The organism is Streptomyces sp. NPDC031100 (assembly GCF_055570785.1).
This window is the reverse complement of the sequence record NZ_JBVIGN010000009.1, coordinates 376,849-402,273: the sequence shown is the minus strand read 5'-3', so window position 1 is coordinate 402,273 and position 25,425 is coordinate 376,849. Positions and strand designations below refer to the sequence as shown.

Below are 25,425 nucleotides of genomic sequence, written 5' to 3'. Positions count from 1 at the left end.
CCTCCCCCGCCCCTCCCCCCCACACAAACACCCCCCCCCCCCCCCCCCCCCCCCCCCCCCCCCCCCCCCCCCCCCCCCCCCCCCCCCCCGCTGCAGTTTGTGGCGACATTTCGTGGTATGAGAGCGCTTTCGGGTGGCTGAAACCAGCCGGTTGCCCGCCCTGTTTCAGCCCCGCCCGAGCGACCGCTTTTCAGCCTCGCCCGAGCGCCCGCTCCAGTTCGATCTCGATCACCACCCGCGAGGGGTTCTCCGCGGGCTCCCGGTGATACCGCTCGGCGTACCGCCGCTCCGCCTCCGCCACCTGCTCCGGCTCGGTGCGCACTCGCGCCCGGCCCTCCAGCGTGGCCCAGCGCCGGCCGTCCACCTGGCACACCGCGACCCGCGCGCCCTCGGGTCCGGCCGCGAGGACGTGGGACACCTTCGCGCTCGTCTTGTTCGTGATCACCCGGGCCAGCCGCGCCTCGGGGTCGTACGTCACCCCGACCGGCACCACGTGCGGGCTGCCGTCGGGGCGCAGCGTCGTCAGGGTGCACAGATGCCGTTCCCGCCAGAAGGCGAGGTACGGCTCGTCCGGGGTGGCCGGGTCCTGGGAGTAGGTGGGCATGACCCGCAACCTAGCTGCAGGAACCTGCAAGCCCCACCCCGGCTCCACCTTGAGTGGAATAGACTCAACTTTGTGTACGCTGGTGAAGTCAGCGTGGGAGAGTGGCAGCGGGACACGCGGCCTGCGAGCCGATGCCGAGGAGGAGAACGGATACGTGGACGCCGAGCTGACCAACAGGAGCCGGGACGCGATCAACGCGGCCAGCAACCGGGCCGTGACCGAGGGGCACGCGGACCTCACGCCTGCCCACCTGCTGCTGGCGCTGCTCGCGGGGCGAGGCCGACAGGAAAACGAGAACATCACCGACCTCCTGGCCGCCGTCGAGGCCGACCAGGTCGCCGTGCGCTCCGGCGCCGAGCGGGTGCTCGCGGCGCTGCCCAGCGTGACCGGCTCCACCGTCGCGCCCCCGCAGCCGAACCGCGAGCTGCTCGCCGTGATCGCCGACGCGAACGAGCGGGCGAAGGCCCTCGGCGACGAGTACCTGTCCACCGAGCACCTGCTGATCGGCATCGCCGCGAAGGGCGGCGCGGCCGGCGAGGTGCTCCAGAAGCAGGGCGCCGACGCGAACAAGCTGCAGGAGGCCTTCCAGAAGGCCAGGGGAGGACGCCGCGTGACCACCGCCGACCCCGAGGGCCAGTACAAGGCCCTGGAGAAGTTCGGCACCGACTTCACCGCCGCCGCCCGCGAGGGACGCCTGGACCCGGTCATCGGGCGCGACCAGGAGATCCGGCGGGTCGTGCAGGTGCTGTCCCGTCGTACGAAGAACAACCCCGTCCTGATCGGCGAGCCCGGCGTCGGCAAGACCGCCGTGGTCGAGGGGCTCGCCCAGCGGATCGTGAAGGGGGACGTGCCCGAGTCCCTGAAGGACAAGCGGCTGGTCGCGCTCGACCTCGGCGCGATGGTGGCCGGCGCCAAGTACCGCGGCGAGTTCGAGGAGCGGCTGAAGTCCGTGCTCGCCGAGATCAAGGACTCCGACGGGCAGATCATCACCTTCATCGACGAGCTGCACACCGTCGTGGGCGCCGGTGCCGGCGGGGACTCCGCCATGGACGCGGGCAACATGCTCAAGCCGATGCTGGCCCGCGGCGAGCTGCGCATGGTCGGCGCCACCACGCTGGACGAGTACCGGGAACGGATCGAGAAGGACCCCGCCCTGGAGCGCCGCTTCCAGCAGGTGCTGGTCGCCGAGCCGACCGTCGAGGACACCATCGCCATCCTGCGCGGCCTGAAGGGCCGGTACGAGGCTCACCACAAGGTGCAGATCGCGGACAGCGCACTGGTGGCCGCGGCCACCCTGTCCGACCGGTACATCACCTCCCGCTTCCTGCCCGACAAGGCCATCGACCTCGTGGACGAGGCGGCCTCCCGCCTGCGCATGGAGATCGACTCGTCCCCCGTCGAGATCGACGAACTCCAGCGTTCCGTCGACCGGTTGAAGATGGAGGAGCTGGCGATCGCCAAGGAGACCGACCCGGCCTCCCTCGAACGCCTGGAGAAGCTGCGCCGCGACCTCGCCGACAAGGAGGAGGAGCTGCGGGGCCTGACCGCCCGCTGGGAGAAGGAGAAGCAGTCCCTCAACCGGGTCGGCGAGCTGAAGGAGAAGCTGGACGACCTGCGCGGCCAGGCCGAACGCGCCCAGCGCGACGGCGACTTCGACACCGCGGCCAAGCTGCTGTACGGCGAGATCCCGCAGCTGGAGAAGGAGCTGGAGGCCGCCTCGGAGGCCGAGGAGGAGGCCGCCAAGGACACGATGGTCAAGGACGAGGTCGGCTCCGACGACATCGCCGACGTCGTGGCCGCCTGGACCGGCATCCCGGCCGGGCGCCTGATGGAGGGCGAGACGCAGAAGCTGCTGCGCATGGAGGACGAGCTGGGCAAGCGCCTCATCGGCCAGCTCGAGGCCGTACGAGCGGTGAGCGATGCCGTACGGCGGTCGCGCGCCGGTATCGCCGACCCGGACCGGCCCACCGGCTCCTTCCTCTTCCTCGGCCCGACCGGCGTCGGCAAGACCGAACTCGCCAAGGCGCTCGCCGACTTCCTCTTCGACGACGAGCGGGCCATGGTCCGTATCGACATGTCGGAGTACAGCGAGAAGCACAGCGTGGCCCGCCTGGTCGGCGCGCCCCCCGGCTACGTCGGCTACGAGGAGGGCGGCCAGCTCACCGAGGCCGTCCGCCGCCGCCCGTACACCGTCGTCCTGCTGGACGAGGTCGAGAAGGCCCACCCCGAGGTCTTCGACATCCTGCTCCAGGTGCTGGACGACGGCCGTCTGACGGACGGCCAGGGCCGCACGGTCGACTTCCGCAACACCATCCTGGTGCTCACCTCCAACCTGGGCAGCCAGTACCTGGTCGACCCGGTGCTCGGCGAGGCCGAGAAGAAGGAGCAGGTCCTGGAGGTCGTACGGACCTCCTTCAAGCCCGAGTTCCTCAACCGGCTCGACGACCTGGTGGTCTTCTCGGCCCTGGACCAGGACGAGCTGGCCCGGATCGCCCGGCTCCAGATCGACCGGCTCGCGGTGCGGCTGGCCGAGCGCCGGCTCGTCCTGGACGTCACGCCCGAGGCGCTGGCCTGGCTCGCCGAGGAGGGCATGGACCCGGCCTACGGCGCCCGCCCGCTGCGCCGCCTCGTGCAGACCGCCATCGGCGACCGCCTCGCCAAGGAGATCCTCTCCGGCGAGATCAAGGACGGCGACACGGTCCGCGTGGACGCGTTCGGGGACGGTCTGATCGTGGGTCCGCCGACAGGCAAGACGCTGTGACCTCGGGCATCGGACTCCGGTACGCACCTCGCTGATCCGCCACGCGGAGGCGGCTCGGTGCCGAGCAGGTTGCCGGTCGCGGTCCAAGAGAGAGAGGGTGGGCAGTACGTCTGGTCTCAGCGATGGCCGGACGAGCCAGACGACCGCAGGAGTGTCCAAGTATGTCCATCGACCCGTCCTCGATTCCGAACTTCGGGGGCCAGCCCGAGCCGCAGCCCCAAGGACCGGCGGGCCCCGTCGTCCCGGATCAGGACCTCGTGAAGCAGCTCCTCGACCAGATGGAGCTGAAGTACGTCGTCGACGAGGAGGGGGACCTCGCGGCGCCGTGGGAGCAGTTCCGCACGTACTTCATGTTCCGCGGGGAGGCTGAGCAGGCGGTCTTCTCGGTGCGGACCTTCTACGACCGCCCCCACAAGATCGACGAGAAGCCGCAGCTGCTCGAGTCCGTCGACGACTGGAACCGCCGCACGCTGTGGCCCAAGGTGTACACCCACACCCACGACGACGGCACCGTCCGCCTCATCGGCGAGGCCCAGATGCTGATCGGCACCGGCGTCGACCTCAACCACTTCGTCTCCTCCACGGTCAGCTGGGTGCGGGCCGCGATCGAGTTCGACAAGTGGCTGGTCGAGGAGCTCGGCCTGGAGCAGGAGATCGACGACACCGAGGAGCCGGGCGGCGACGAGGAGTAAGCGAGCCTGTCAGGTCCGGGGGCGGCAGCCCCCGGACCCCTCCATGTGCCGCAACCGCTCCGCCGCTTCCCGCAGCACGTCCTCCCGCTTGCAGAAGGCGAACCGCACGAACGGCGCCCCCGCCTCCCGGTCGTCGTAGAAGACCGCGTTGGGAATGGCCACCACGCCGGCCCGCTCCGGCAGGGCGCGGCAGAACGCGAAGCCGTCCTTCTCGCCCAGGGGGCGGATGTCGGTGGTGATGAAGTAGGTGCCGGCGGGCTGGAAGACCTCGAAGCCGGCCTCCGTCAGGCCGGCCGCCAGGATGTCCCGCCTGGCCAGCATGTCGGCGCGGAACGTCTCGAAGTATGTGTCCGGGAGGGCCAGGGCCTCGGCCACCGCGTACTGGAAGGGGCCGGACGACACGTACGTGAGGAACTGCTTCACCGCGCGGACCGCGCTCACCAGCTCCGGCACGGCCGTCACCCAGCCGACCTTCCAGCCGGTGAACGAGAACGTCTTGCCGGCCGAGCCGATCGTCACCGTCCGCTCGCGCATCCCGGGGAACGCGGCCAGCGGCACATGCTCGGCGTCGTCGAAGACCAGGTGCTCGTAGACCTCGTCCGTCACCACCAGCAGGTCCCGCTCCACCGCCAGCTCGGCGATCACGGCCAGCTCCGCGCGCGTGAGGACGGTACCGGTCGGGTTGTGCGGGGTGTTGATCAGCAGCAGCCGGGTGCGCTCCGTGACCGCCGCGCGCAGCTCGTCCAGGTCCAGCCGGAAGCGTCCGCCATCGGCACGCAGTGTCACCGGCACCCGCCTGCCGCCCGCCATCGCGATGCTCGCCGCGTAGGAGTCGTAGTACGGCTCCAGGGCCACGACCTCGTCACCCGGCTCCAGCAGCGCCAGCAGGGAGGCCGCGATGGCCTCCGTGGCGCCCGCCGTGACCAGCACCTCGGTGTCGGGGTCGTACGGCAGCCCGTAGCGGCGCAGCTGGTGCGCGGCGATCGCGGTGCGCAGCTCGGGGACGCCCGGACCCGGCGGGTACTGGTTGCCGCGTCCGTCGCGCAGCGCGCGCACGGCCGCCTCCCGGACCTCCTCGGGGCCGTCCGTGTCCGGGAACCCCTGGCCCAGGTTGATCGACCCGGTCGACACGGCGAGGGCGGACATCTCGGCGAAGATCGTGGTCCCGAACTCGGCGAGACGGCGGTTCAGGTGCGGGCGCGCGGAGGAGGTCATGCCGGTCATCCTGCGCCCAAGCTCTGGACTTCCTCAACTCTGCTTTGAGGCACAGGACGGCCGGGCATCCCCCCGTCACCGCACGACAGGCGGCAATGGACGAGGCGTCCACGGGGGCCGCTTCGGGGGAACGGAAGGAGGGCGACGCCATGAGTGACACCGCGATCGAACTCATCATGCTGGCGGTGGCTGTGGTGGTGCTGACCCTGGCGAGCAAGATCCGTCGGAAGCGGCATGCAGGGCCGTCGCTCGGCAAGGGCCGCGGGCGGAACCGCGCGTACGGCTCGTCGTCGTACAACGGGGGCGGCAGCTGGTGGGCCGGTGACGGGGACAACGGTTCGTCGTCCGGCGGCCACCACTCGGGTGGCCACCACGGCGGCCACCACTCCTGCGGGGGCGGGCACTCGTCGTGCGGCGGGGGTTCCTCCTGCGGTGGGGGCTCCTCGTGCGGCGGTGGCGGGGGCGGATGCGGGGGAGGCAGCTGACACGGGGCAGCTGAGCTCTCCCGCCCATGGGCGCCCGTCGGACGAAGGCATTCCGCGGGCGCCCGGCCCTTGTCTCCGCGCGCCGGGCGCACGCCGTAGTTGAACAGTTGAACTGTGGAGCCCTCTGAGGGATGGAAACCCCACGAAGTTGGGTAAAAACGCTGTGGCGGAGCCAGTCTTCATGATTCCCTCTAAATCACCAACGCAGCCCCTCGGACGTCCCTGCAGACTCCCCTCCCCGGCCGGGCGGCCGGGCTGACCGGGCTGACATGGCCGATCTCCCCCTTCTTTGCGTGTTAGCGGAGCCGATCCATGCTCACGACCCTGAACACCTCCTACACCGATACCCGTGCCGCCGATCTCGCCTGGGCCCTGGGGCGCGAGCCGCTGCCCGCCCTGGCCACCCTCGATCTGGAACTGACCGGGGCGAAGCTCCAGTTGAGACTGCTCGGCGCATCCCACCAGGTACTGCTGGAGGAGGAGCGGGGCAGCTGTTCGGAGACGGTCGCGTGCATCCCCGGTTCCAGTACCCCGCTGCCGCTGGGCGTCGCCAAGCGGGTCGGCGACTGGGAGTACGAGTTCGCGGCCCGCGTCGAGGTGCTCACTCCGGGCTCGTTCGCGGGCCGCGCCCAGGAGTTGCTGGCCCTCGTCTCCGACCATCCGCACGGCCTCGCCGGTGTCTTCCCCGGCAGCCCGCACGCCTTCACCGCGATGCTGGCCCAGCGCCACGAGGGGCAGGTGCACTGGCGCACCTGGCACGCCTACCCGCAGGACGGGCAGTTGGTGGCGACGCGGACGCGCGTCGGCGCCCGGGTGCCCGTAGGTCAACCCGACTAGACCCACATAAACCCCGGTGCGTCGACTGCCCCGACTTCCACACGTGTGGGTGACGAAGCGTACCGCGCATGTGACGTAACGTCGCAGCGTGATCGATCCGCACGCCCCCGCGCCCCCGGGGGCCCCGCCCTGGACAGGCCCCGCCCGGCTGCCCGTTCGGCCCGGCACCGGGCGGTTTCTGGTCCTCGTGTGCGTCTTCGTCTGCGCGGCCTGCGGACTCGTCTACGAACTCGAACTCGTCGCCTTCGCCTCGTACTTGATCGGCGACTCGGTCACCCAGGCCTCCGTGGTGCTGTCCGTGATGGTCTTCGCGATGGGCATCGGCTCCCTCGCCGCCAAGCGGCTGCGCTGGCGCGCGGCCGTCGGCTTCGGCGCGATCGAGACCGTCCTCGCGCTGGTCGGCGGCTGCAGCGCCATGGCCCTGTACGCCGTCTTCGCCTGGACCGGCGGCTGGGGCGGGGTGTGGGCCGACGGCCCGCGCTGTCTGCTGGTCGCCTTCTCCCTCGCCATCGGCCTGCTCGTCGGAGCCGAAGTCCCGCTGCTGATGGAGCTGATCCAGCGCATCCGCCGCCAGGACGCGGGTGGCGCGGTCGCCGACCTGTTCGCCGCGGACTACGTGGGCGCGCTGGTCGGCGGCCTCGCCTTCCCCTTCCTCCTCCTGCCGTTCCTGGGCCAGTTGACCGGCGCGCTGCTCACCGGCACGGTCAACGTCGTCGCCGGCGGCGCCCTGGTCCTCGGCCTGTTCCGGCGCGACCTGACCCGCCGCGCCCGCTGGACCCTGCTGCTCGGCGGTCTCGCCGTCCTCGCCGTCCTCGCGTCGGCCGCCGCCCTCACCGACGAGTTCGAACGCGCCGCCCGGCACGCGGTGTACGGCAAGGACGTCCGGGTCGCCCTGCAGACCGACGTCCAGGAGGTCGTCCTGGCCGGCGGCACCCACGGCCGCCCCCTCGACCTCTTCCTGGACGGCCGGCTGCGCGTCGGCGGCCGCGACGCGCGCCGCTACCACGAGGCGCTGGTCCACCCCGCGATGACCGGCCCGCACGCGCGCGTGCTCGTCCTCGGCGGCGGCGACGGCCTGGCCGCCCGCGAAGTCCTCCGGTACGGGGGCGTGCGCCGCGTCGACGTCGTCGAACTCGACCCCGGCCTGATCGGCCTCGCCCGCAGCGACCCCGGCCTGTCCGCCCTCAACGGCCACGTGTACGACGATCCCCGCGTCCACGTCACGACCGCTGACGCCCTCACCTGGCTGCGCGGGGCACCGCAGCGGGCGTACGACGTCGTGATCGCGGACCTGCCGGACCCCGGGATCACGGCCAGCACCAAGCTGTACTCGCAGGAGTTCTACGGCCTGGCCCGCCGCGTCCTCGCCGCCGACGGCCATCTGGTGGTGCACGCCGGGCCCGCCGCCACCCGCCCCCGCGTCTTCTGGACGGTGGCGTCCACCCTCCGCGCCTCCGGCTTCGCCGCCTCCCCCTACCGGGTCCTCGGCGACGATTCCGGCTTCCCGGCGGGCCCCGACCGCACCGCGGGAGCCTCCAGGGCCCCGCACGACTGGGGCTTCCTGCTGGCGGCGCCCGGCTCCGCGGCACCGCCCCTGCGGCTGGACGGACCCGGGCCGCGGGCCCGCACGCTGACCCAGGACGGGCTGACGGCGGACGCACGGGCGGCGGAGCGGACACGGATCCGGGGGATGCAGCCGTCGACGCTGGTGCATCCGCGGTACTGAGCGGCTGCGCGGGAGGGTACGTTCCGCTCGCACCTGGGTAGGCTCGACCGACATGGAGCACCAGGTCTTCGTCCCGGTTCCGCCCGACCGGCTCAGAGAAGCCCTCGCCGACCCCGCACGGGTGGCCCGGGCGGTCCCCGGGCTCCAGCAGGACGCCGGTGCCGATCCCGTCGCCGGCCGCCTGAAACTGCGCGTCGGCGGACACTCCGTCACCTACCGCGGAACGGTCCGCGTCACGCCACGCGAGGACGGCACGTACGCCGTCGAGGGCGACGCCGGCGAGGCCCGCGGCAGCGGCAGCGTCAAACTCGCCCTCACCCTGCGCCTCACGGACACCGAGGGCGGTACGAGCGTCACGATCGAGGGCACGGCGAACGCGGACGGACGCATCGCGGAACTGCCGGCGGACGCGGTGGGGTCGGCGGTGACCCGGCTGCTGAACCGATTCGTGGAGAGCCTCGCGGCGAGCCCCGAGGAGCCGGAGCCCGAGCACACCTCCGTCTTCGACACCGAGGTCCCCCCGCCCTCCCTGGACCCGGACGCCGACGACGCCATGGAGGACTCCGAGGACTCCGAGGACGCTGTCGAGGACGAGTACCCGGAGACCGAGTACACCGCCGTCCACGACGACCGCATCGCCGAGGACTTCGCCGACACGGGCGAGCCGCCCGCCGAGGCCGCGCACGCGCGCCGCACGATGATCGGCCGCAGCGCGGAGGAGGTCGACCACGCCCCGCCGCGCGGCCGCTACGCCCCCGCACCGGCCCCCCAGACCATCGCCGGGAACCCGACCCTGCGCTGGGCGGCCCCCGCGGCAGCCCTGGCCCTGGCCTCGGCGATCGTCCTGGGCCGCGCCCTGCGCAAGCGCCGCTGAGCGCTCCGCTGGAAGCGCCGCGATGTGCCGTCGATCGTCTGCGGCACCGTCGTGGCTGGTCGCGCCCACGCGGCGGAGCCGCATATCGACACGGCCCGCGCCCCTGGGGAGTTGCACCACCGTCGGCCGCAAGGGCTCACGCCCTCTTGATCGCCCCAGTAGGGTCGTCCCGTGAGTAACGAAGACATCACGCTGACCGCGGGTGACGCGGAAGTGAGCGTGCAGCCCGGCAACGGCGGCCGGATCGGCGGGCTCCGGATCGGCGGCGTGGAGCTGCTGCGCCAGGGCGAGCGCTACGGCTGCTTCCCGATGGTGCCCTGGTGCGGCCGGATCCGGGAGGGCCGCTTCCTGGACGGCGCGACCGTCCGCCAGATGCCCCTCAACTCCCCGCCGCACGCCATCCACGGCACCGCCCGCGACGGCGCCTGGCGCACCGCCCGCGTCGACGCGAACGAGGCCGTCATCACGTACGACCTCGTCGACCCCTGGCCGCACCGGGGCCGCGTCACCCACGTCGTCACGCTGACCGAGGACAGCCTGACGCTGACGATGAGCGTGGAGGCGTACGACGACTCCTTCCCGGCGCAGATCGGCTGGCACCCCTGGTTCCACCGGAATCTGGGCGGCGAGGACGTCCGCGTGGACTTCACCCCCGCCTGGCAGGAGGAGCGCGGCGCCGACCACCTGCCCACCGGCAACCGCATCGACCCCGAGCCCGGCCCCTGGGACGACTGCTTCGGCATGCCCGACGGCGTCGACGTCACCCTCACCTGGCCCGGACAGCTGGAGCTGAAGGTGACCAGCCGCGAGCAGTGGGTCGTCGTCTACGACGAGCAGGCGGAGGCGGTCTGCGTGGAGCCGCAGACGGGCCCGCCCAACGGCCTGAACACCCTGCCCCGCCTGGTCACCCCGCTGGAGCCGCTGGAAGCCACGACCACCTGGACCTGGCGCCGCATCTAAGCTGGTCGGCATGACGGACGTACGCGCTGACCTGCTGCAGCAGATCAAGGACAAGGCCGTGGTGCACGGCAAGGTGACCCTCTCCTCGGGTCTGGAGGCCGACTACTACGTCGACCTGCGCCGCATCACCCTCGACGGCGAGGCCGCCCCGCTGGTCGGCCAGGTGCTCCTGGACCTGACCGCGGACCTGGACTTCGACGCGGTGGGCGGCCTGACGATGGGTGCCGACCCGGTCGCGGCCGCCATGCTGCACGCGGCCGCCGCGCGCGGCAGGAAGCTCGACGCCTTCGTCGTGCGCAAGGCGGCGAAGGCGCACGGCCTGCAGCGGCGGGTGGAGGGCCCGGAGATCGCGGGCCGGCGCGTGCTCGTCGTCGAGGACACCTCCACCACCGGCGGCTCGCCGCTCACCGCCGTGGAGGCCGTGCGCGAGGCCGGCGCCGAGGTCGTCGCCGTGGCGACCATCGTGGACCGCGCGACCGGCGCCGCCGAGAAGATCGAGGCCGGCGCGGGCGTGCCCTACCGCTTCGCCTTCTCGAAGGATGAACTGGGTCTGGACTGACGCGCCGGTTTGACCTGGACTTGACCGAGGCGCCGACCACGGCGCCAGGTCTGGAAAGATGGGGCCGACGACGACGTCACACCCCCAGGTCTAGGTCAGGGCCGTAGTACGCAGATCGCCAACCCGCACACTCAAGGAGCGGACAGATGCCCATCGCAACCCCCGAGGTCTACAACGAGATGCTCGACCGGGCGAAGGCAGGCAAGTTCGCCTACCCGGCCATCAACGTCACCTCGACCCAGACCCTGCACGCCGCCCTGCGCGGCTTCGCGGAGGCCGAGAGCGACGGCATCGTCCAGATCTCCACGGGTGGTGCCGAGTTCCTGGGCGGCCAGTACAGCAAGGACATGGTGAGCGGCGCGGTCGCGCTCGCCGAGTTCGCGCACATCGTCGCCGAGAAGTACCCGGTCAACATCGCGCTGCACACCGACCACTGCCCGAAGGACAAGCTCGACGGGTACGTACGTCCGCTGCTCGCGATCTCCGAGGAGCGCGTCAAGGCCGGCCGCAACCCGCTGTTCCAGTCCCACATGTGGGACGGCTCCGCCGAGACCCTGGCCGACAACCTGGCCATCGCGCAGGAGCTGCTGGAGCAGGCCCGCCGCGCCAACATCATCCTCGAGGTCGAGATCACCCCGACCGGTGGCGAGGAGGACGGCGTCTCGCACGAGATCAACGACTCCCTGTACACCACGGTCGAGGACGCGATCCGCACCGCCGAGGCCCTGGGCCTCGGCGAGAAGGGCCGCTACCTGCTGGCCGCCTCCTTCGGCAACGTCCACGGTGTGTACAAGCCGGGCAACGTCGTGCTCCGCCCCGAGCTGCTGAAGGAGCTGAACGAGGGCGTCGCCGCCAAGTTCGGCAAGGCGTCGCCGTTCGACTTCGTCTTCCACGGCGGCTCCGGCTCCACCGAGCAGGAGATCCAGACCGCGCTGGAGAACGGCGTCGTGAAGATGAACCTCGACACGGACACCCAGTACGCCTTCACCCGTCCGGTCGCCGCCCACATGTTCCAGAACTACGACGGCGTCCTGAAGGTCGACGGCGAGGTCGGCAACAAGAAGGCCTACGACCCGCGGACCTGGGGCAAGCTGGCCGAGGCGTCCATGGCCGCGCGCGTCGTCGAGGCCACGCAGAACCTGCGCTCCGCGGGCAACAAGATCAAGTAAGCACGTCGTACGACGGCTGAACGGCGGACCCGGTGCCACGGCACCGGGTCCGCTGTATACCTGGGGGCATGCCCGATGTCCGGCTCGCCTCGTCCCAGGGCAAGTGGATCCTGCTCACCACGGTCCTCGGCTCCAGCATGGCCATGCTCGACTCGACCGTCGTCAACGTGGCGCTCCCGACCATCGGCCGCGACCTCGACGCGAGCCTCTCCGCCCTCCAGTGGACGGTCAACGCGTACATGGTCACGCTGGCCGGGCTGATCCTGCTGGGCGGCTCGCTCGGGGACCGCTACGGCCGCCGCAAGATCTTCGTGCTCGGGGTCGTCTGGTTCGCGGCCGCGTCCCTGCTCTGCGGCCTCGCGCCCACCTCCGGCGTCCTCATCGCCGCCCGCGCCTTCCAGGGCATCGGCGGGGCGCTCCTCACCCCCGGCTCCCTCGCGCTCATCCAGGCCTCCTTCCACCCGGACGACCGCAGCCGGGCGGTCGGCCTGTGGTCCGGCTTCGGCGGTATCGGGGCGGCCGTGGGCCCCTTCCTGGGCGGCTGGCTGGTGGACGGCCCCGGCTGGCGCTGGGTGTTCCTGCTCAACGTGCCGCTGGCCCTGCTGTGCGTCCCCATCGCGCTCCGGCACGTTCCCGAGTCGGCCGACGGCGGCGACCACGGCCGCTTCGACGTGCTCGGCGCGGCCCTGGGCGCCCTGGCGCTGGCCCTGCTGACGTACGCGCTGATCGAGGCCGGCGGCGGCACCCTGGCGGTCGCGCTGAGCGCGGTGGCGGGCGCGGCAGCGGCCGTCGGCTTCGTCTACGTCGAGAAACACCGCCCCGACCCCATGCTCCCGCTGGACATCTTCGCCTCGCGCCAGTTCACGGCGGTCAACCTGGTCACGCTGACCGTCTACGCGGCCTTCAGCGGCTTCTTCTTCCTCACCGCGCTCCAGCTCCAGGTGGTGGCGGGCTACTCCGCCCTGCAGGCCGGTACGGCCCTGCTCCCGACGACCGCCCTGATGCTGCTGTTCTCGGCCCGCTCCGGCGCGCTGGCCGACCGCACGGGGCCGCGGCTGCCGCTGACCGTCGGGCCGCTGCTGTGCGCGGCGGCGATGCTGCTGATGCTGCGGGTGGGACCGGACGCGAACTACCTGACGGACGTCCTGCCCGCCGTCCTGGTGATGGGCGCCGGCCTGGTCGTCGTGGTCGCCCCGCTGACCGCCACGGTCCTCGCCTCGGTCGGCATCGCCCGGGCGGGCCTGGCCAGCGGCATCAACAACGCGGCGGCGCGGGCGGCGGGCCTGGTCGCCGTGGCCGCGCTCCCGCTGGCCGCGGGGATGGGGCCGGAGGCGTACCGCTCCTCCGCCGCCTTCGACGCGGCGTTCGACCGGGCGATGCCGATCTGTGCGGGGGCGCTGCTGCTGGGCTCGGCACTGGCTTTCGCGCTGGTCCGCCGACCGGCCCCGGGGTGCCGCCGCCCGGAATGCCGGACCCACGGCAACGTGACGGCTCCGCCGCTGGAGCAAGGGCGGCGTCCGTAGCTCCGGCCCCCGTCCTCGGCTGCGGGTGGGCGGGGGCTGGTCGCGCAGTTCCCCGCGCCCCTTCCGGGCACGCCCCGTGTGCCCCGGTGCGGGAAACTGAACACATGACGATTCACGAGAACCTCCTCGGCGGCCCGCCCCCCACCCACCTCCCCGACGACCCGGAGCCCCGCGAGGCGCTCGCACAGGGCACCGCGCCGGCGGACGTCGCCGCCACGTACCCGACCTCCTCCCTCGCCTGGGCCCAGCTTGCCGACGACGCGTTCGAGCGGGGCGCGGTCGTGGAGTCGTACGCCTATGCCCGTACGGGCTACCACCGCGGCCTGGACGCCCTGCGCCGGAACGGATGGAAGGGGCACGGCCCCGTTCCCTGGGAGCACGAGCCGAACCGCGGCTTCCTGCGTGCCCTGCACGCCCTCGCCCGTGCCGCCCAGGCGATCGGCGAGCAGGAGGAGTACGAGCGCTGCTCGCAGTTCCTGAAGGACTCCTCGCCCACGGCGGCCCAGACCCTGGGCTGACCCCTACGGGAGTTTCCGGTGTGGCCCGTCTGGCAGCGGACGGGCCTTGCCGTATCCGATGGGATTGCGGAGGATTCCGCTTGGGGACCGGGGCCCCCGTGCCGGCATCGGCAGGGGCGGACCGCTACCCGGAGTAACAACAGGAGACAGCGATGTCCCAACAGGCTCACCCCCCTCACGAGGCCGCTGAGCCCGAGACCCCGCATCTCGACTTCGCCGGCACGACCCCGTACGAGGACTACGTCAAGGCGGACGTGCTCACCCATCTCCAGCACACCCTCTCCGACGACCCCGGAGAGATGGTCTTCCTGGTCACGACCCAGGTCATGGAGCTGTGGTTCACGGTGATCGTGCACGAGTGGGAGACGGCCGCGAACGCCCTCCGCTCGGACGACGTCCCGACCGCCGTCGCCGCGCTGAAGCGCTCCGTGCGGGAGCTGGAGGCCCTGAACGCCTCCTGGAAGCCGCTCGGCCAGCTGACTCCGGCCCAGTTCAACTCCTACCGCTCCGCCCTCGGCGAGGGCTCCGGATTCCAGTCGGCGATGTACCGACGCATGGAGTTCCTGCTCGGAGAGAAGTCCGCGTCCATGCTCGTCCCGCACCGCGGCGCCCCGCGCGTCCACGCGGAACTGGAGAAGGCCCTGCACGAGCCGAGCCTGTACGACGAGGTCGTACGCCTCCTCGCGCGCCGCGGCCACGCGATCCCCGGGTCCGTCCTGAACCGGGACGTCTCCCAGCGCTACGACGCCTCCGACGCCGTCGAGGCGGCCTGGACGGAGATCTACTCCGGCGACCAGAACGCCGAACTCGCCCGCCTCGGCGAGGCGTTGTCCGATGTCGCCGAACTGGTGTGGCGCTGGCGCAACGACCACCTGGTCGCCACCCGCCGCGCGATGGGCGCCAAGCCCGGCACGGGCGGCTCCGCGGGCGTGGCCTGGCTGGAGAAGCGCGCCCGCAAGAACGTGTTCCCGGAGCTGTGGACGGCGAGGTCACATGTCTGAGATGTCCGAACTCGCCCTGCGCGCCGAGAAGCTGGACGCGGCGGACGAACTCGCCCCGCTGCGCTCGCGTTTCGTCCTCGATGACGTTACCTACCTGGACGGAAACTCCCTGGGCGCCCTGCCGGCGAACGTGCCGGACCGTGTGCAGGACGTCGTCCGCCGACAGTGGGGCGAGCTCCGCATCCGCTCCTGGGGCGAGAGCGGCTGGTGGACGGCGCCCGAGCGGATCGGCGACCGCATCGCCCCGCTGGTCGGCGCGGCACCGGGCCAGATCGTCGTGGGTGACTCGACAAGTGTCAACGTTTTCAAGGCACTTGTGGCTGCGGTCCGCATGGCCGACGAGGGCCGGGACGAGATCCTGGTCGACGCGACGACGTTCCCGACGGACGGCTACATCGCCGAGTCGGCGGCCCGCCTGACCGGCTGCAGGCTGCGGGCGCTCAGCCCGTCGGAGGTGCCTTCGGCGCTCGGCGACCGTACGGCCGCGGTGCTCCTCAACCATGTCGACTACCGCACCGGCCGCCTGCACGACCTGCCCGCGCTGACGGCGGCGATCCACGCCGCGGGCGCCCTCGCGGTCTGGGACCTGTGCCACAGCGCGGGCGCCCTGCCGGTGGGCCTGGACGAACACGGGGTCGACCTGGCGGTCGGCTGCACCTACAAGTACCTGAACGGCGGGCCGGGTTCACCCGCGTACCTCTACGTCCGCCGCGGGCTTCAGGACCGCTTCGACTCGCCCCTGCCCGGCTGGAACTCCCACGCCGAGCCGTTCGGGATGAGCCCGTCGTACGCCCCGGCACCGGGCGCCCTGCGCGGCCGCGTCGGCACGCCCGACATCCTTTCCATGCTGGCCCTGGAGGCGGCCCTGGAGGTCTGGGACGACGTCTCGATCTCCGCGGTCCGCGCCAAGTCCCTGGCCCTGACGGACTTCTTCCTGGAGTGCGTCACGGCGTACACCGAGCCGGGCCGGGTCACCTCCGTGACTCCCGAGCCGCACGGGGAGCGGGGCAGCCAGATCGCCCTGCGCTGCCCCGACGCGGGCGAGGTGATGGAGCGCCTGATCGAGCGGGGCGTCGTGGGCGATTTCCGCCACCCGGACGTGCTCCGCTTCGGCTTCACCCCGCTCTATGTGAGCTTCGCCGAGACGGAGCGGGCGGCGCGGGTGCTGGGCGCGGTGCTCGGGTAATCAGGCCCGGCAGCAGGCGTGGGGCGGGGTGTCGGTCCGTGCGACGGCACCCCGCTCCTCGTACGAGCGCCCGGCAGAACCGTTTACCCTCACCCTGCGTGACAACCCCATGTCGCCGCACGTTTCCGGCCTGATAGCGTCCCCGCCAACGACCGACGAAGAATACCCGCCCGGTCCGCCAAAACAGTTCCGTCGCTGAGAGGTTGGAGCATGCCGGACGACGCCGCAGCAGCCCGCGCCGCCGCCGAAGAGGAGTCGGCCTTCTCGCACCCGCCGGTCGACCCCGACGTCACCTCCGCATACGGCGACCACCCCGACCAGGTGATCGACTTCTACGCCCCCAGGACCGCCGAAGCCGCCCTCGCCCCCCTCGTCGTCATCCTCCACGGCGGAGCCTGGCGCAGCCCCTACGACCGCCGGCACGTCACCCCCTTCGCGGACTACCTGGCCCGCAGGGGCTTCGCCGTGGCCAACGTCGAGTACCGGCGCGGGGGAGAACCCCAGATCCCCGCGCAGAACTCAGGGTCCGACGCAGGAGCCCCGGTCCACCTGGCCGGCCGCTGGCCCGACACCCTCGACGACGTGGCCGCCGCCCTCGACGCCCTCCCCGCCCTCCTGCGCGAGGCGCTCCCGCAGGCCGACCCCCGCCGCACGGTCCTCACCGGCCACTCGGCGGGCGGCCACCTCGCCCTGTGGGCCGCGGCCCGCCACGTCCTGCCCCCCGACGCGCCCTGGCGCACGGACCACGCGGCCCCCTTGCGCGGTGTGGTCGCGCTCGCCCCGATCGCGGACTTCGCGGTGGCGGAGAAACTGGACGTCTGCGGCAACGCGGCCCTCCAATTCCTCGGCGGCCAGGACAAGTTCGCCGAGCGGCAGCCCTACGCCGACCCCGTGCTCCTCCTCCCGACGGGCATCGCGACGACGCTGGTCCAGGGGCGCACGGACCTGGTGGTACCGCACGCGGTGGCCGAGTCGTACGCGGAGGCGGCGGCGAAGGCGGGCGAGGTGGTGGGCCTGACCCTGCTGGAGGACGTCGGCCACTTCCCCCTGATCGACCCGGCGGCGGACGCGTGCGCGGTGGTGGCGGAGGAGATCGCCCAGCTCGCCTGGTGACACGCTCGGCTCTCACGTAGGGGTGCGCCCCCGGTCATACCCGTAGTACCTGAGAGCTACCGCGCAGGACAGCTCCCTGGCGGGACGCCGACGACAGCCCCCGATTCCTAACTTCCTTGTCAGACAAGCCCGATGGCCGGGCTCTCTGAAAGGAAGCCGACCATGGGGCAAGCGCCGCCGCACACCACGGACCCGCACCCGCCGGCGGCGCTCTCGCCCCACGCGGGCCGCCGAAGCCCCGGATGGCGCCGGGCCGTCCTCGCGACCCTCCTCACCACCGCCCTGGTCGTCCCCCTCTCGGGCGCGGCCCGCCCCGGAATCCCCGCCCCGCCCCCCGCCACCCTCGCGCCTCCCGGCCCGTCGACCCTGCACACCGCGTACGCGGCGAACCGGGCCAACGCCACCGAGGCGGCCCGTATGGCCGCCGCCCACGGCGACGGACACCGCGCCGCCGCGGACCGCGCACTGGCTTCCCCCTCCCGCCACCTCCTCTCCTTCGACGGCCGGGGCACCGGCCTGGCCACGGAGGTCCTCGGCGACCTGCCGCACGCCGACCACGTAGCGGTTCTCGTCCCCGGATCCGACACCTCCGTCGACACCTACGCCCGCTTCCACAGGGCGGCGGCGGCCCTGTACGACGACCTCACGCACCGCGCCCCAACCGGCACCCGCGTCGCCGTGGTCGCCTGGCTCGGCTACCGGACCCCGGGCACGGTCAGCACCACGGTGGCGACCCCGGGCCGCGCCGACCAAGCCGCCCCCCACCTGCGTGCCTTCATACGACGGCTGCACACCCTCACCCCCGCCCGGGCGCGCATCTCCCTGCTGTGCCACTCCTACGGCTCGGTGGTCTGCGGCCGCGCCGCCGCGGGCCTGGACGTCGACGACATCGCCCTGGTCGGCAGCCCCGGCACGGGCGCGGACTCCGTGGCGGGCCTGCACACGACCGCCCGTGTCTGGGCGGCCCGCGGCAGCGACGACTGGGTGGCGCACGTACCGCACGTCCGCGCCGACCTCCTGGTCACGACCGTCGGCTTCGGCACCGACCCGGTCTCCCGCGCCTTCGGCGCCCACGTCTTCGACGCCGCCGGCGCCGACCACAGCGGCTACTTCACCCCCGGCTCGGTCTCCCTCGCCAACCTGGCCCGGATCACCCTCGGCGAGACCTCGGAGGTGACCCGTGCCTGAGCCGGCCTTCAGTACCCCGCGCCGCGCGCTGCACGCGATACGTCAGGGTGCCCACCGTGTGGACACCGCCACACCCGAATCCCGGGACCGCGCGGTCGACGCCCTGCGCGCCTTCGCGATCCTCGGTGTCGTCCTCGGCCACTGGCTGGTCACGGCCCTGGTCGCGGACGACGGCGCGCTGCACACGGCGAGCCCCTTGCAGCACCTGCCGTGGCTGGCCCCGGTCTCCTGGGCCTTCCAGACCCTGGCCGTGTTCTTCCTGGTCGGCGGCCATGTGGCCACCCGCAGCCACGCCTCGGCCCACGCCCGGGGCGTGCCGTACGGCGCATGGCTGCGCACCCGCCTGACCCGCCTGCTCCGGCCGGTCGTCGCCCTCCTGACCCTGTGGACGGTGACGGCGACGGCCCTGCTGCTGTCCGGCACCCCCTTCGACACGCTCCACACGCTCCTCAAACTGGCCCTCTCCCCCCTGTGGTTCCTCCTGGTCTTCGCCGCTCTGACGGCGGCCACCCCTCTCGTCGCCCGCCTCAACCCGCTCTGGCCCCTGGCCGTCGTCCTGCACGTCGACGTCCTCCGCTTCGGCCTGCACCTCGGCCCCTCCTGGCTGGGCTGGCTGAACCTGGCGGCGGGCTGGCTGGTCCCGTACACCCTGGGCGCCGCCTGGACCCGCGGCGAGCTGGACAGCCGCCGCGCGGCCTGGGTCCTGCTCCTCGGCGGTACGACGGCCACGGCCGTCCTCGTGACGGTGGCGGGCTACCCCGCGTCGATGGTCGGTGTCCCGGGCGCCGCGATCTCCAACCTCAACCCGCCGACCCTGGCGGCCGTGACCTTCGGTCTGGCCCAGTGCGGTCTGGCCCTCCTGCTGCGCGACCGGCTGCGCGGGGCGATGCGGCGCCCGCTCGCCTGGGCGGCCGTGGCCCTGGTCAACCTCTCCGCGATGACGATCTTCCTGTGGCACCAGACGGCCCTGATGGCCACGACGGCCACCGGTCTCCTGGCCGGCCGTCTCCCCGGTCTGCACACACTCCCCGACGGCCTGGGCTGGGTGGCCGCCCGGCTCCTCTGGCTCCCGGTGTTCACGCTGGTCCTGGCCCTGTGCTGGACCACGTTCCGGTCCTGCGAACAGGGCACCCGCCGCCGTCCCGCGGGCACCGGCGCGCCCGTCGAGCGGCGACGCTCACGGGTGGTCCGGGTGCACCGGGCCGCGGACGGGGAGGCTGCACGGGCGGTGCGGCGTGTCTAGGGTGGTCCGCGTGACGGAAACGGGGGGCCGCCGGGCGGTCGTGACGCTCGCGGGCTGGGGCCGGCGCCGGCTGCGGGTGCTGCGCGACGACCTGTGGACCTTCCGGCCGGATCCGCTGCCCGCCTCCGTGTGGCTGCGCTGGCTGCCGCACGGCCTGCTCTGTCTGGCCGCGTTCGGGATCACGCTCGGCGGTTCGGCGCAGCTCGCGGACAACGGACATCTGGGTCCCGGACCGGCCTTCTTGATCGGCCTCGCGCAGGGCTGCGCGGTCGTCCTCGCGCTGTGGCGGCCCCTTGCGGGCTGGTGGCTGTCCATGACGGCGACCCTGGTGGGAGCCCTCGCGGTCCACGGAAGACTGACCATGGTGGACGGGGAGACGTTCACCTGGCCCTGGACCGCGGCCGGCATCATCGGGCACCTGCTCGTCCTGCTGCTGCTCGCGCTGCGCGTGCGCACCCGGGTGTCCGTCGAGGCGCTGGCCCTGACCGCGCTGCTCACCTACCTCCTGGAGGGGGTGTGGGGCGGGGCGGCCTACCAGCCCACCGGGGTCGTCGCGGTGGTGCTGTCCGTGGTCGTCGTGGTGCTCGGCATCGCCCTGCGCGGCCGTCGGGAGGCGCGCGCCGAACTCCTGGAGCAGACCACCCTCACCGCCGAGGAGCGGTCCCGCCGCACCCTGCTGGAGGAGCGCAACCGGATCGCCCGCGAGCTGCACGACGTGGTCGCGCACCACATGTCGGTCATCTCCATCCAGGCGCAGGTGGCCCCGCACCTCGTCGAGGACCCGCCCAAGGAGCTGATCGAGAACCTCGCGGGCATCCGGCAGAACGCGCTGGAGGCGCTCACCGAGCTGCGCCGGGTGCTCGGCGTGCTGCGTTCGGAGAACCCCGAGGACCCCTACGGTCTGGGGGATCCCGGCACCGGAGCGGCCCCGGACGCTCCCCAGCCCACGCTCGACCGGCTCGACGCGCTGATCGAGAACACCCGCGCGGCGGGGCTGGACGTGGCCACCGAGGTCAAGGGCAAGGCGCGGCTCTACGCTCCGGGGGTGGAGCTGTCGGCGTACCGGATCGTGCAGGAGGCGCTGAGCAACGCCCTGCGGCATGCGCCGGGCTCCCGGGTGCGCGTCGAGGTCGCGCACCTCCCGCACGGTCTGCACCTGGCGGTGACCAACTCCCGCCCGCGGCAGCCCGTCCCGCCCTCCCCGGGCGCCGGGCACGGGCTGCTCGGCATGCGTGAGCGCGCGACGATGCTCGGCGGCACCGTCACCGCGACCAGAACCCTGGACGGCGGCTTCACGGTCTCGGCCTTCCTCCCCCGGGACGGCACCCCGCCCCCGCCCCCGCCTGCCCCGTCCCCGACAGGAGAAGTGACCCCATGACAAGCGGCACCATCCGTGTAGTCATCGCCGACGACCAGCAGATGGTCCGGCAGGGCTTCACCGTGCTGCTCAACACCAAGCCCGACATCGAGGTGATCGGGCAGGCGGTGCACGGGCTGGACGCGATCGCCAAGGTCGCCGAGCTGACCCCGGACGTGGTCCTGATGGACATCCGGATGCCCGAACTCGGCGGCATCGAGGCGACCCGCCGCATCACCGCCGAGCACCCGGGCATCAGGGTCCTGGTCCTCACCACGTTCGACCTGGACGAGTACGTGTACGAGGCGCTGCGCGCCGGGGCGTCCGGATTCCTGCTGAAGGACGCCTCCGCCGACCAGCTCGCCGAGGCGGTCCGGGTGGTGGCGGCCGGGGACGCGCTGCTGGCCCCGGGCATCACCCGCCGTCTGATCGCCGAGTTCTCCCGTCTGGACGGCTCGCGCAGGACGCCGCTCAAGCAGCGCGTCGGCGATCTGACCGAGCGGGAGACGGAGGTGCTGGCGCTGATCGCGCAGGGCCTGTCGAACGCGGAGATCGCCGGGCGGCTGGTGGTGGCCGAGCAGACCGTGAAGACCCATGTGGGCCGGATCCTGGTGAAGCTGGGCCTCCGGGACCGTACGCAGGCGGCGGTGTTCGCGTACGAGTCGGGGCTGGTGCGACCGTCCGGCTACTGACCCCTGGGGGTGCCCGGACGGACACTGACCCCCAGGGGTGCCCGTACGGCTCCTGACCCCTGGGGGTTCCCGTAGTGGCCCGTAGTACCTGAGACGGATCCCCGAGGACCCCCCTCCGTGAGGACGACCGCGACCCCGTTCGCCGCCTACCGTGTGGCACGTGACCGAGACGACGCACACGCAGCCGACACCGCAGGGCGGAGCCGCGAGGCCGCGCAGCCCCGAGTTCCGGCTCGCCGCGGACGCCCTGCGCGGGCTGCGGCAGGACCTGTTCCACGACGCCTTCGCCTACCGCCCGCTGCCCCGCAGGGAGGCCGGCGGCCGGCTCGCCCGCCGGTCCGATCGCGTGCGGGAGTACGCGCCCTGGACACCCCACGCGGTGGTGGCCGCCTTCGGCATGGTGGCGATGTTCCTTGCACTGCAGAGTACGGACGAGTCCGGACTGCGGTCCGTGCTGTGCGGGCTGCTGGCGCTGGGGCCGGTGCTGCTGACCCTGGTGCGTCCGGTGGGCGCGTTCTGGTTCTCGCTCGCCGCGTCCACGGCCGCTGTCGGCATCGGCGCGGGCGGCTGGAGCGACTGGCCGTGGCTGCCCGGCAGCTTCCTGTCCCACCTGGTGGTGCTCACGGTCGTGGCGATACGCACCCGCCCGCGCACGGCGGCCTGGATGTGGGTGCTGACCGCCGTCTACGGCTTCCTCGCCGAGAGCGCCTTCGGCTGGAGCCACTACGACACCAACGTGGGCCCGATGCTGGTCCTCTCGGCGCTGAGCCTGCTCGTCGTCACCGTCCGGCACACACGACGTGAGGCCCAGCAGGAGGTGACCGCCCAGCAGACGGTGACCGCGGTCGAGCGCTCGCGGCGCACGCTGCTGGAGGAGCGCACGACCATCGCCCGCGAGCTGCACGACGTGGTCGCCCACCACATGTCGGTGGTCGCCATCCAGGCGGAGGCCGCGCCCTACCGGGTGGAGAACCCGCCGCCGGAGCTGGAGAAGGCGTTCGCCACCATCCGGGAGAACGCGGTGGCGGCCCTGACGGAGCTGCGCCGGGTCCTGGGCGTGGTCCGTGCGGAGGACTACGAGGCGCCGGACGCCCCGCAGCCCACCCTCGCCGACCTGGACGGACTGCTCGCCAATGTGCGGGAGGCCGGGCTCGAGGCGGAGAAGGCGGTGACCGGCGCGGTGCGCGAACTGCCGCAGGGCGTGGAGCTGTCGGCGTACCGGATCGTGCAGGAGGCGCTGAGCAACACCCTGCGCCACGCTCCCGGCGCGAGTGCCCGGGTCGAGATCGGCTACGTCCTCGGCGGCCTGGGCCTGCGCATAGTGAACGGCCCGCCCCCGGCCTCGGCCCTGCTCAAGCCCTCGCCGGGCGCGGGGCACGGCATCACCGGGATGCGGGAGCGCGTCTCGATGCTGAACGGCGAGATGACGGCGGGCCCGACGGCCGACGGAGGCTACGAGGTGACGGTGTTCCTGCCGGTGCCGGCGGACACCGCGAGCGAGGGTGAGGCATGACGATCCGCGTACTGATCGCGGACGACCAGATGATGGTGCGCGAGGGCTTCTCCGTCCTGCTGAACGCGATGCCGGACATCGAGGTCGTCGGCGAGGCCGTCAACGGCCGCGAGGCGGTCGAGTGGGTGCGGGAACTCGCGCCGGACGTGGTCCTGATGGACATCCGCATGCCGGAGCTGAACGGCATCGAGGCGACGAGGGAGATCGTCGCGGCGGACGCGGCGGCGAAGGTCCTCGTCCTGACCACCTTCGACCTGGACGAGTACGTGTACCAGGCACTGCGCGCGGGAGCTTCCGGCTTCCTCCTGAAGGACGCCTCGGCCCGCCAGCTCGCCGACGGCGTACGGGTGGTGGCCTCCGGCGAGGCCCTGCTCGCCCCCTCGGTGACCAGGCGGTTGATCACGGAGTTCTCACGACTCTCGGAGGCACCCCGCCTCATGCCGTCGGCGCAGGCGGCGTACGGCGAGCTCACGGAACGGGAGACGGAGGTCCTGATCCTGATCGCACAGGGCCTGTCGAACGCGGAGATCGCCGAGCGGCTGGTGGTGGCGGAGTCGACGATCAAGACCCATGTGAGCCGCATCCTGGTGAAGCTGGGCCTCAGGGACCGCACACAGGCGGCGGTGTTCGCGTACGAGGCGCGGCTGGTGACACCCGGGTAGGGCGTGCGGCGGAGCGCTTTTCCGCTGATCGTTTCTGCAGTGAATCCGCTACGCCGGTCGGGTGAGTTGCCGTTCCGGAGCCTGTCGGCGCACGACGGGATCCCGCTACATCACACCCATGATCAAGTACGTGGAGCGCGGTATCACCGCGCTCGCTCTGACCGCCCTGCCCCTGCTCGTCATGGCACTGTCTCGACATCCGTAAGGCGCTGAGACACCCCTGGTCAGGAGAGGGATCGTCGGCATAACGTCCGTCCATGGCAGCCTTCGACCCCTGGGACCCGGATTTCCTGGCCGACCCGTACCCCTCCTACGCCGAGCTCCGCGCCCGGGGCCGGGTGCACTACTACGAGCCCACGAACCAGTGGCTGGTCCCGCACCACGCCGACGTCTCGGCGCTGCTGCGGGACCGGCGACTCGGGCGGACGTACCAGCACAGGTACGCGCACGAGGACTTCGGCCGGACCGCGCCCCCGCCGGAGCACGAGCCGTTCCACACGCTCAACGACCACGGGATGCTCGACCTGGAGCCGCCGGACCACACGCGGATCCGGCGCCTGGTGTCGAAGGCGTTCACGCCGCGTACGGTCGAGCAGCTCAGGCCGTACGTGGCGAACCTCGCCGGCGAGCTGGTGGACCGGCTGGTCGCGGCGGGCGGCGGGGATCTGCTCACGGACGTCGCCGAGCCCCTCCCCGTGGCCGTCATCGCCGAGATGCTGGGCATCCCGGAGGCGGACCGGGCCCCGCTGCGCCCCTGGTCGGCGGACATCTGCGGGATGTACGAGCTGAACCCGTCGCAGGAGACGGCACGGAAGGCGGTGCGCGCCTCGGTCGAGTTCTCGGACTATCTCCGGGAGCTGATCGCCGAGCGCCGCAAGGAGCCGGGTGACGACCTGATCTCCGGGCTCATCGCCGCGCACGACGAGGGCGACCGGCTGACCGAGCAGGAGATGATCTCCACGGCCGTACTGCTGCTCAACGCCGGGCACGAGGCGACCGTCAACGCCACGGTCAACGGCTGGTACGCCCTGTTCCGCAACCCCGACCAGCTCGCCGCCCTGCGCGCCGACCACTCCCTGATCCCCTCGGCCGTCGAGGAGCTGATGCGCTACGACACCCCGCTGCAGCTCTTCGAGCGCTGGGTCCTGGACGACATCGAGATCGACGGCACGACGATCCCGAGGGGCGCGGAAGTCGCCATGCTCTTCGGCTCCGCCAACCACGACCCGGAGGTCTTCGCACACCCCGGCCAACTGGACCTCACCCGCACGGACAACCCGCACATCTCCTTCAGCGCCGGCATCCACTACTGCATCGGCGCCCCGCTGGCCCGTATCGAGCTGGCGGCTTCCATGACGGCGTTGCTGGAGAGGGCCCCGACCCTGACCCTGGCGGCAGAACCGGAGCGCAAGCCGAACTTCGTGATCCGGGGGTTGGAAGGGCTGGGCGTCGAGGTGGGGTGATCACCCGTTCGGATGATCGCAAGGTGATCCGGATCGCTGGGCACACGCGGCTCGGCAAGCTGGTGCGTGCCTGCGAAGGGGGGC

23 protein-coding genes are annotated in these 25,425 nt (G+C 72.5%); 21 read left to right on the top strand and 2 right to left on the bottom strand.

Going from position 1 to position 25,425, the window contains the following annotated elements:
• Positions 1–190: 190 nt before the first annotated feature.
• Complete coding sequence (locus ACZ5DS_RS26460; RefSeq protein WP_468242975.1) at positions 191–604, bottom strand: pyridoxamine 5'-phosphate oxidase family protein; 414 nt, start codon at positions 602–604, stop codon at positions 191–193.
• A gap of 154 nt (positions 605–758) precedes the next feature.
• On the opposite strand from ACZ5DS_RS26460, the gene clpB reads away from it, so the two are divergent.
• A complete protein-coding gene (clpB, locus tag ACZ5DS_RS26455; RefSeq protein ID WP_468242973.1) occupies positions 759–3,365 on the top strand; it encodes an ATP-dependent chaperone ClpB in 2,607 nt (868 codons plus the stop codon).
• Between the two features lie 161 nt (positions 3,366–3,526).
• Positions 3,527–4,057, top strand: coding sequence for a type III secretion system chaperone family protein (locus tag ACZ5DS_RS26450; RefSeq protein WP_468242970.1), 531 nt, complete (start codon positions 3,527–3,529; stop codon positions 4,055–4,057).
• A 9-nt stretch (positions 4,058–4,066) separates the two neighbouring features.
• Here the strand turns inward: ACZ5DS_RS26450 and ACZ5DS_RS26445 are convergent, their stop codons facing one another.
• Positions 4,067–5,281, bottom strand: coding sequence for a pyridoxal phosphate-dependent aminotransferase (locus ACZ5DS_RS26445; protein WP_468242968.1), 1,215 nt, complete (start codon positions 5,279–5,281; stop codon positions 4,067–4,069).
• 140 nt (positions 5,282–5,421) lie between these two features.
• On the opposite strand from ACZ5DS_RS26445, the gene ACZ5DS_RS26440 reads away from it, so the two are divergent.
• From ACZ5DS_RS26440 to ACZ5DS_RS26350, 19 genes are all read left to right on the top strand, one after another.
• Complete coding sequence (locus tag ACZ5DS_RS26440) at positions 5,422–5,757, top strand: hypothetical protein (protein WP_468242965.1); 336 nt, start codon at positions 5,422–5,424, stop codon at positions 5,755–5,757.
• Positions 5,758–6,069: 312 nt separating this feature from the next.
• Complete coding sequence (locus tag ACZ5DS_RS26435; protein WP_468242963.1) at positions 6,070–6,594, top strand: DUF2617 family protein; 525 nt, start codon at positions 6,070–6,072, stop codon at positions 6,592–6,594.
• An 88-nt stretch (positions 6,595–6,682) separates the two neighbouring features.
• Entirely contained in the window at positions 6,683–8,320 is a 1,638-nt protein-coding gene (locus ACZ5DS_RS26430) for a polyamine aminopropyltransferase (RefSeq protein WP_468242960.1), read from the top strand.
• A gap of 52 nt (positions 8,321–8,372) precedes the next feature.
• The gene (locus tag ACZ5DS_RS26425; RefSeq protein ID WP_468242958.1) at positions 8,373–9,194 is read left to right on the top strand and encodes an SRPBCC family protein; all 822 of its coding nucleotides are present in this window, start codon (positions 8,373–8,375) and stop codon (positions 9,192–9,194) included.
• Between the two features lie 171 nt (positions 9,195–9,365).
• Complete coding sequence (locus tag ACZ5DS_RS26420; protein ID WP_468242956.1) at positions 9,366–10,154, top strand: aldose epimerase family protein; 789 nt, start codon at positions 9,366–9,368, stop codon at positions 10,152–10,154.
• Positions 10,155–10,164: 10 nt separating this feature from the next.
• On the top strand, positions 10,165–10,713 hold the full coding sequence (pyrE, locus tag ACZ5DS_RS26415) for an orotate phosphoribosyltransferase (RefSeq protein WP_468242953.1): 549 nt from the start codon (positions 10,165–10,167) through the stop codon (positions 10,711–10,713).
• Positions 10,714–10,859: 146 nt separating this feature from the next.
• Positions 10,860–11,882 (top strand): class II fructose-bisphosphate aldolase, encoded by a 1,023-nt coding sequence (fbaA, locus tag ACZ5DS_RS26410; RefSeq protein ID WP_468242951.1) that lies wholly within the window; start codon positions 10,860–10,862, stop codon positions 11,880–11,882.
• A 68-nt stretch (positions 11,883–11,950) separates the two neighbouring features.
• Positions 11,951–13,405: an MFS transporter gene (locus ACZ5DS_RS26405; RefSeq protein WP_468242948.1), complete on the top strand. Its 1,455-nt coding sequence runs from the start codon at positions 11,951–11,953 to the stop codon at positions 13,403–13,405.
• Positions 13,406–13,509: 104 nt separating this feature from the next.
• The gene (locus ACZ5DS_RS26400) at positions 13,510–13,923 is read left to right on the top strand and encodes a DUF3151 domain-containing protein (protein ID WP_468242945.1); all 414 of its coding nucleotides are present in this window, start codon (positions 13,510–13,512) and stop codon (positions 13,921–13,923) included.
• Between the two features lie 152 nt (positions 13,924–14,075).
• The gene (locus ACZ5DS_RS26395; RefSeq protein WP_468242942.1) at positions 14,076–14,924 is read left to right on the top strand and encodes a tryptophan 2,3-dioxygenase family protein; all 849 of its coding nucleotides are present in this window, start codon (positions 14,076–14,078) and stop codon (positions 14,922–14,924) included.
• A gap of 1 nt (position 14,925) precedes the next feature.
• Positions 14,926–16,110 (top strand): kynureninase, encoded by a 1,185-nt coding sequence (gene kynU, locus ACZ5DS_RS26390; RefSeq protein ID WP_468243020.1) that lies wholly within the window; start codon positions 14,926–14,928, stop codon positions 16,108–16,110.
• Positions 16,111–16,320: 210 nt separating this feature from the next.
• Positions 16,321–17,223, top strand: coding sequence for an alpha/beta hydrolase (locus ACZ5DS_RS26385; protein ID WP_468242939.1), 903 nt, complete (start codon positions 16,321–16,323; stop codon positions 17,221–17,223).
• A 162-nt stretch (positions 17,224–17,385) separates the two neighbouring features.
• Complete coding sequence (locus tag ACZ5DS_RS26380) at positions 17,386–18,411, top strand: alpha/beta hydrolase (protein ID WP_468242937.1); 1,026 nt, start codon at positions 17,386–17,388, stop codon at positions 18,409–18,411.
• The gene (locus ACZ5DS_RS26375; RefSeq protein ID WP_468242934.1) at positions 18,404–19,654 is read left to right on the top strand and encodes an acyltransferase family protein; all 1,251 of its coding nucleotides are present in this window, start codon (positions 18,404–18,406) and stop codon (positions 19,652–19,654) included. The genes ACZ5DS_RS26380 and ACZ5DS_RS26375 overlap by 8 nt, the downstream gene beginning before the upstream one ends.
• Positions 19,655–19,664: 10 nt before the next feature.
• Positions 19,665–21,032: a sensor histidine kinase gene (locus ACZ5DS_RS26370; RefSeq protein ID WP_468242932.1), complete on the top strand. Its 1,368-nt coding sequence runs from the start codon at positions 19,665–19,667 to the stop codon at positions 21,030–21,032.
• A complete protein-coding gene (locus tag ACZ5DS_RS26365) occupies positions 21,029–21,703 on the top strand; it encodes a response regulator (RefSeq protein ID WP_468242929.1) in 675 nt (224 codons plus the stop codon). Before ACZ5DS_RS26370 ends, ACZ5DS_RS26365 begins: the two co-directional genes overlap by 4 nt.
• Before the next feature lie 160 nt (positions 21,704–21,863).
• On the top strand, positions 21,864–23,216 hold the full coding sequence (locus ACZ5DS_RS26360; protein ID WP_468242928.1) for a sensor histidine kinase: 1,353 nt from the start codon (positions 21,864–21,866) through the stop codon (positions 23,214–23,216).
• Positions 23,213–23,878, top strand: coding sequence for a response regulator (locus ACZ5DS_RS26355; protein ID WP_468242925.1), 666 nt, complete (start codon positions 23,213–23,215; stop codon positions 23,876–23,878). Before ACZ5DS_RS26360 ends, ACZ5DS_RS26355 begins: the two co-directional genes overlap by 4 nt.
• Before the next feature lie 257 nt (positions 23,879–24,135).
• Complete coding sequence (locus tag ACZ5DS_RS26350) at positions 24,136–25,341, top strand: cytochrome P450 (RefSeq protein ID WP_468242923.1); 1,206 nt, start codon at positions 24,136–24,138, stop codon at positions 25,339–25,341.
• The last annotated feature ends 84 nt before the right edge of the window (positions 25,342–25,425 follow it).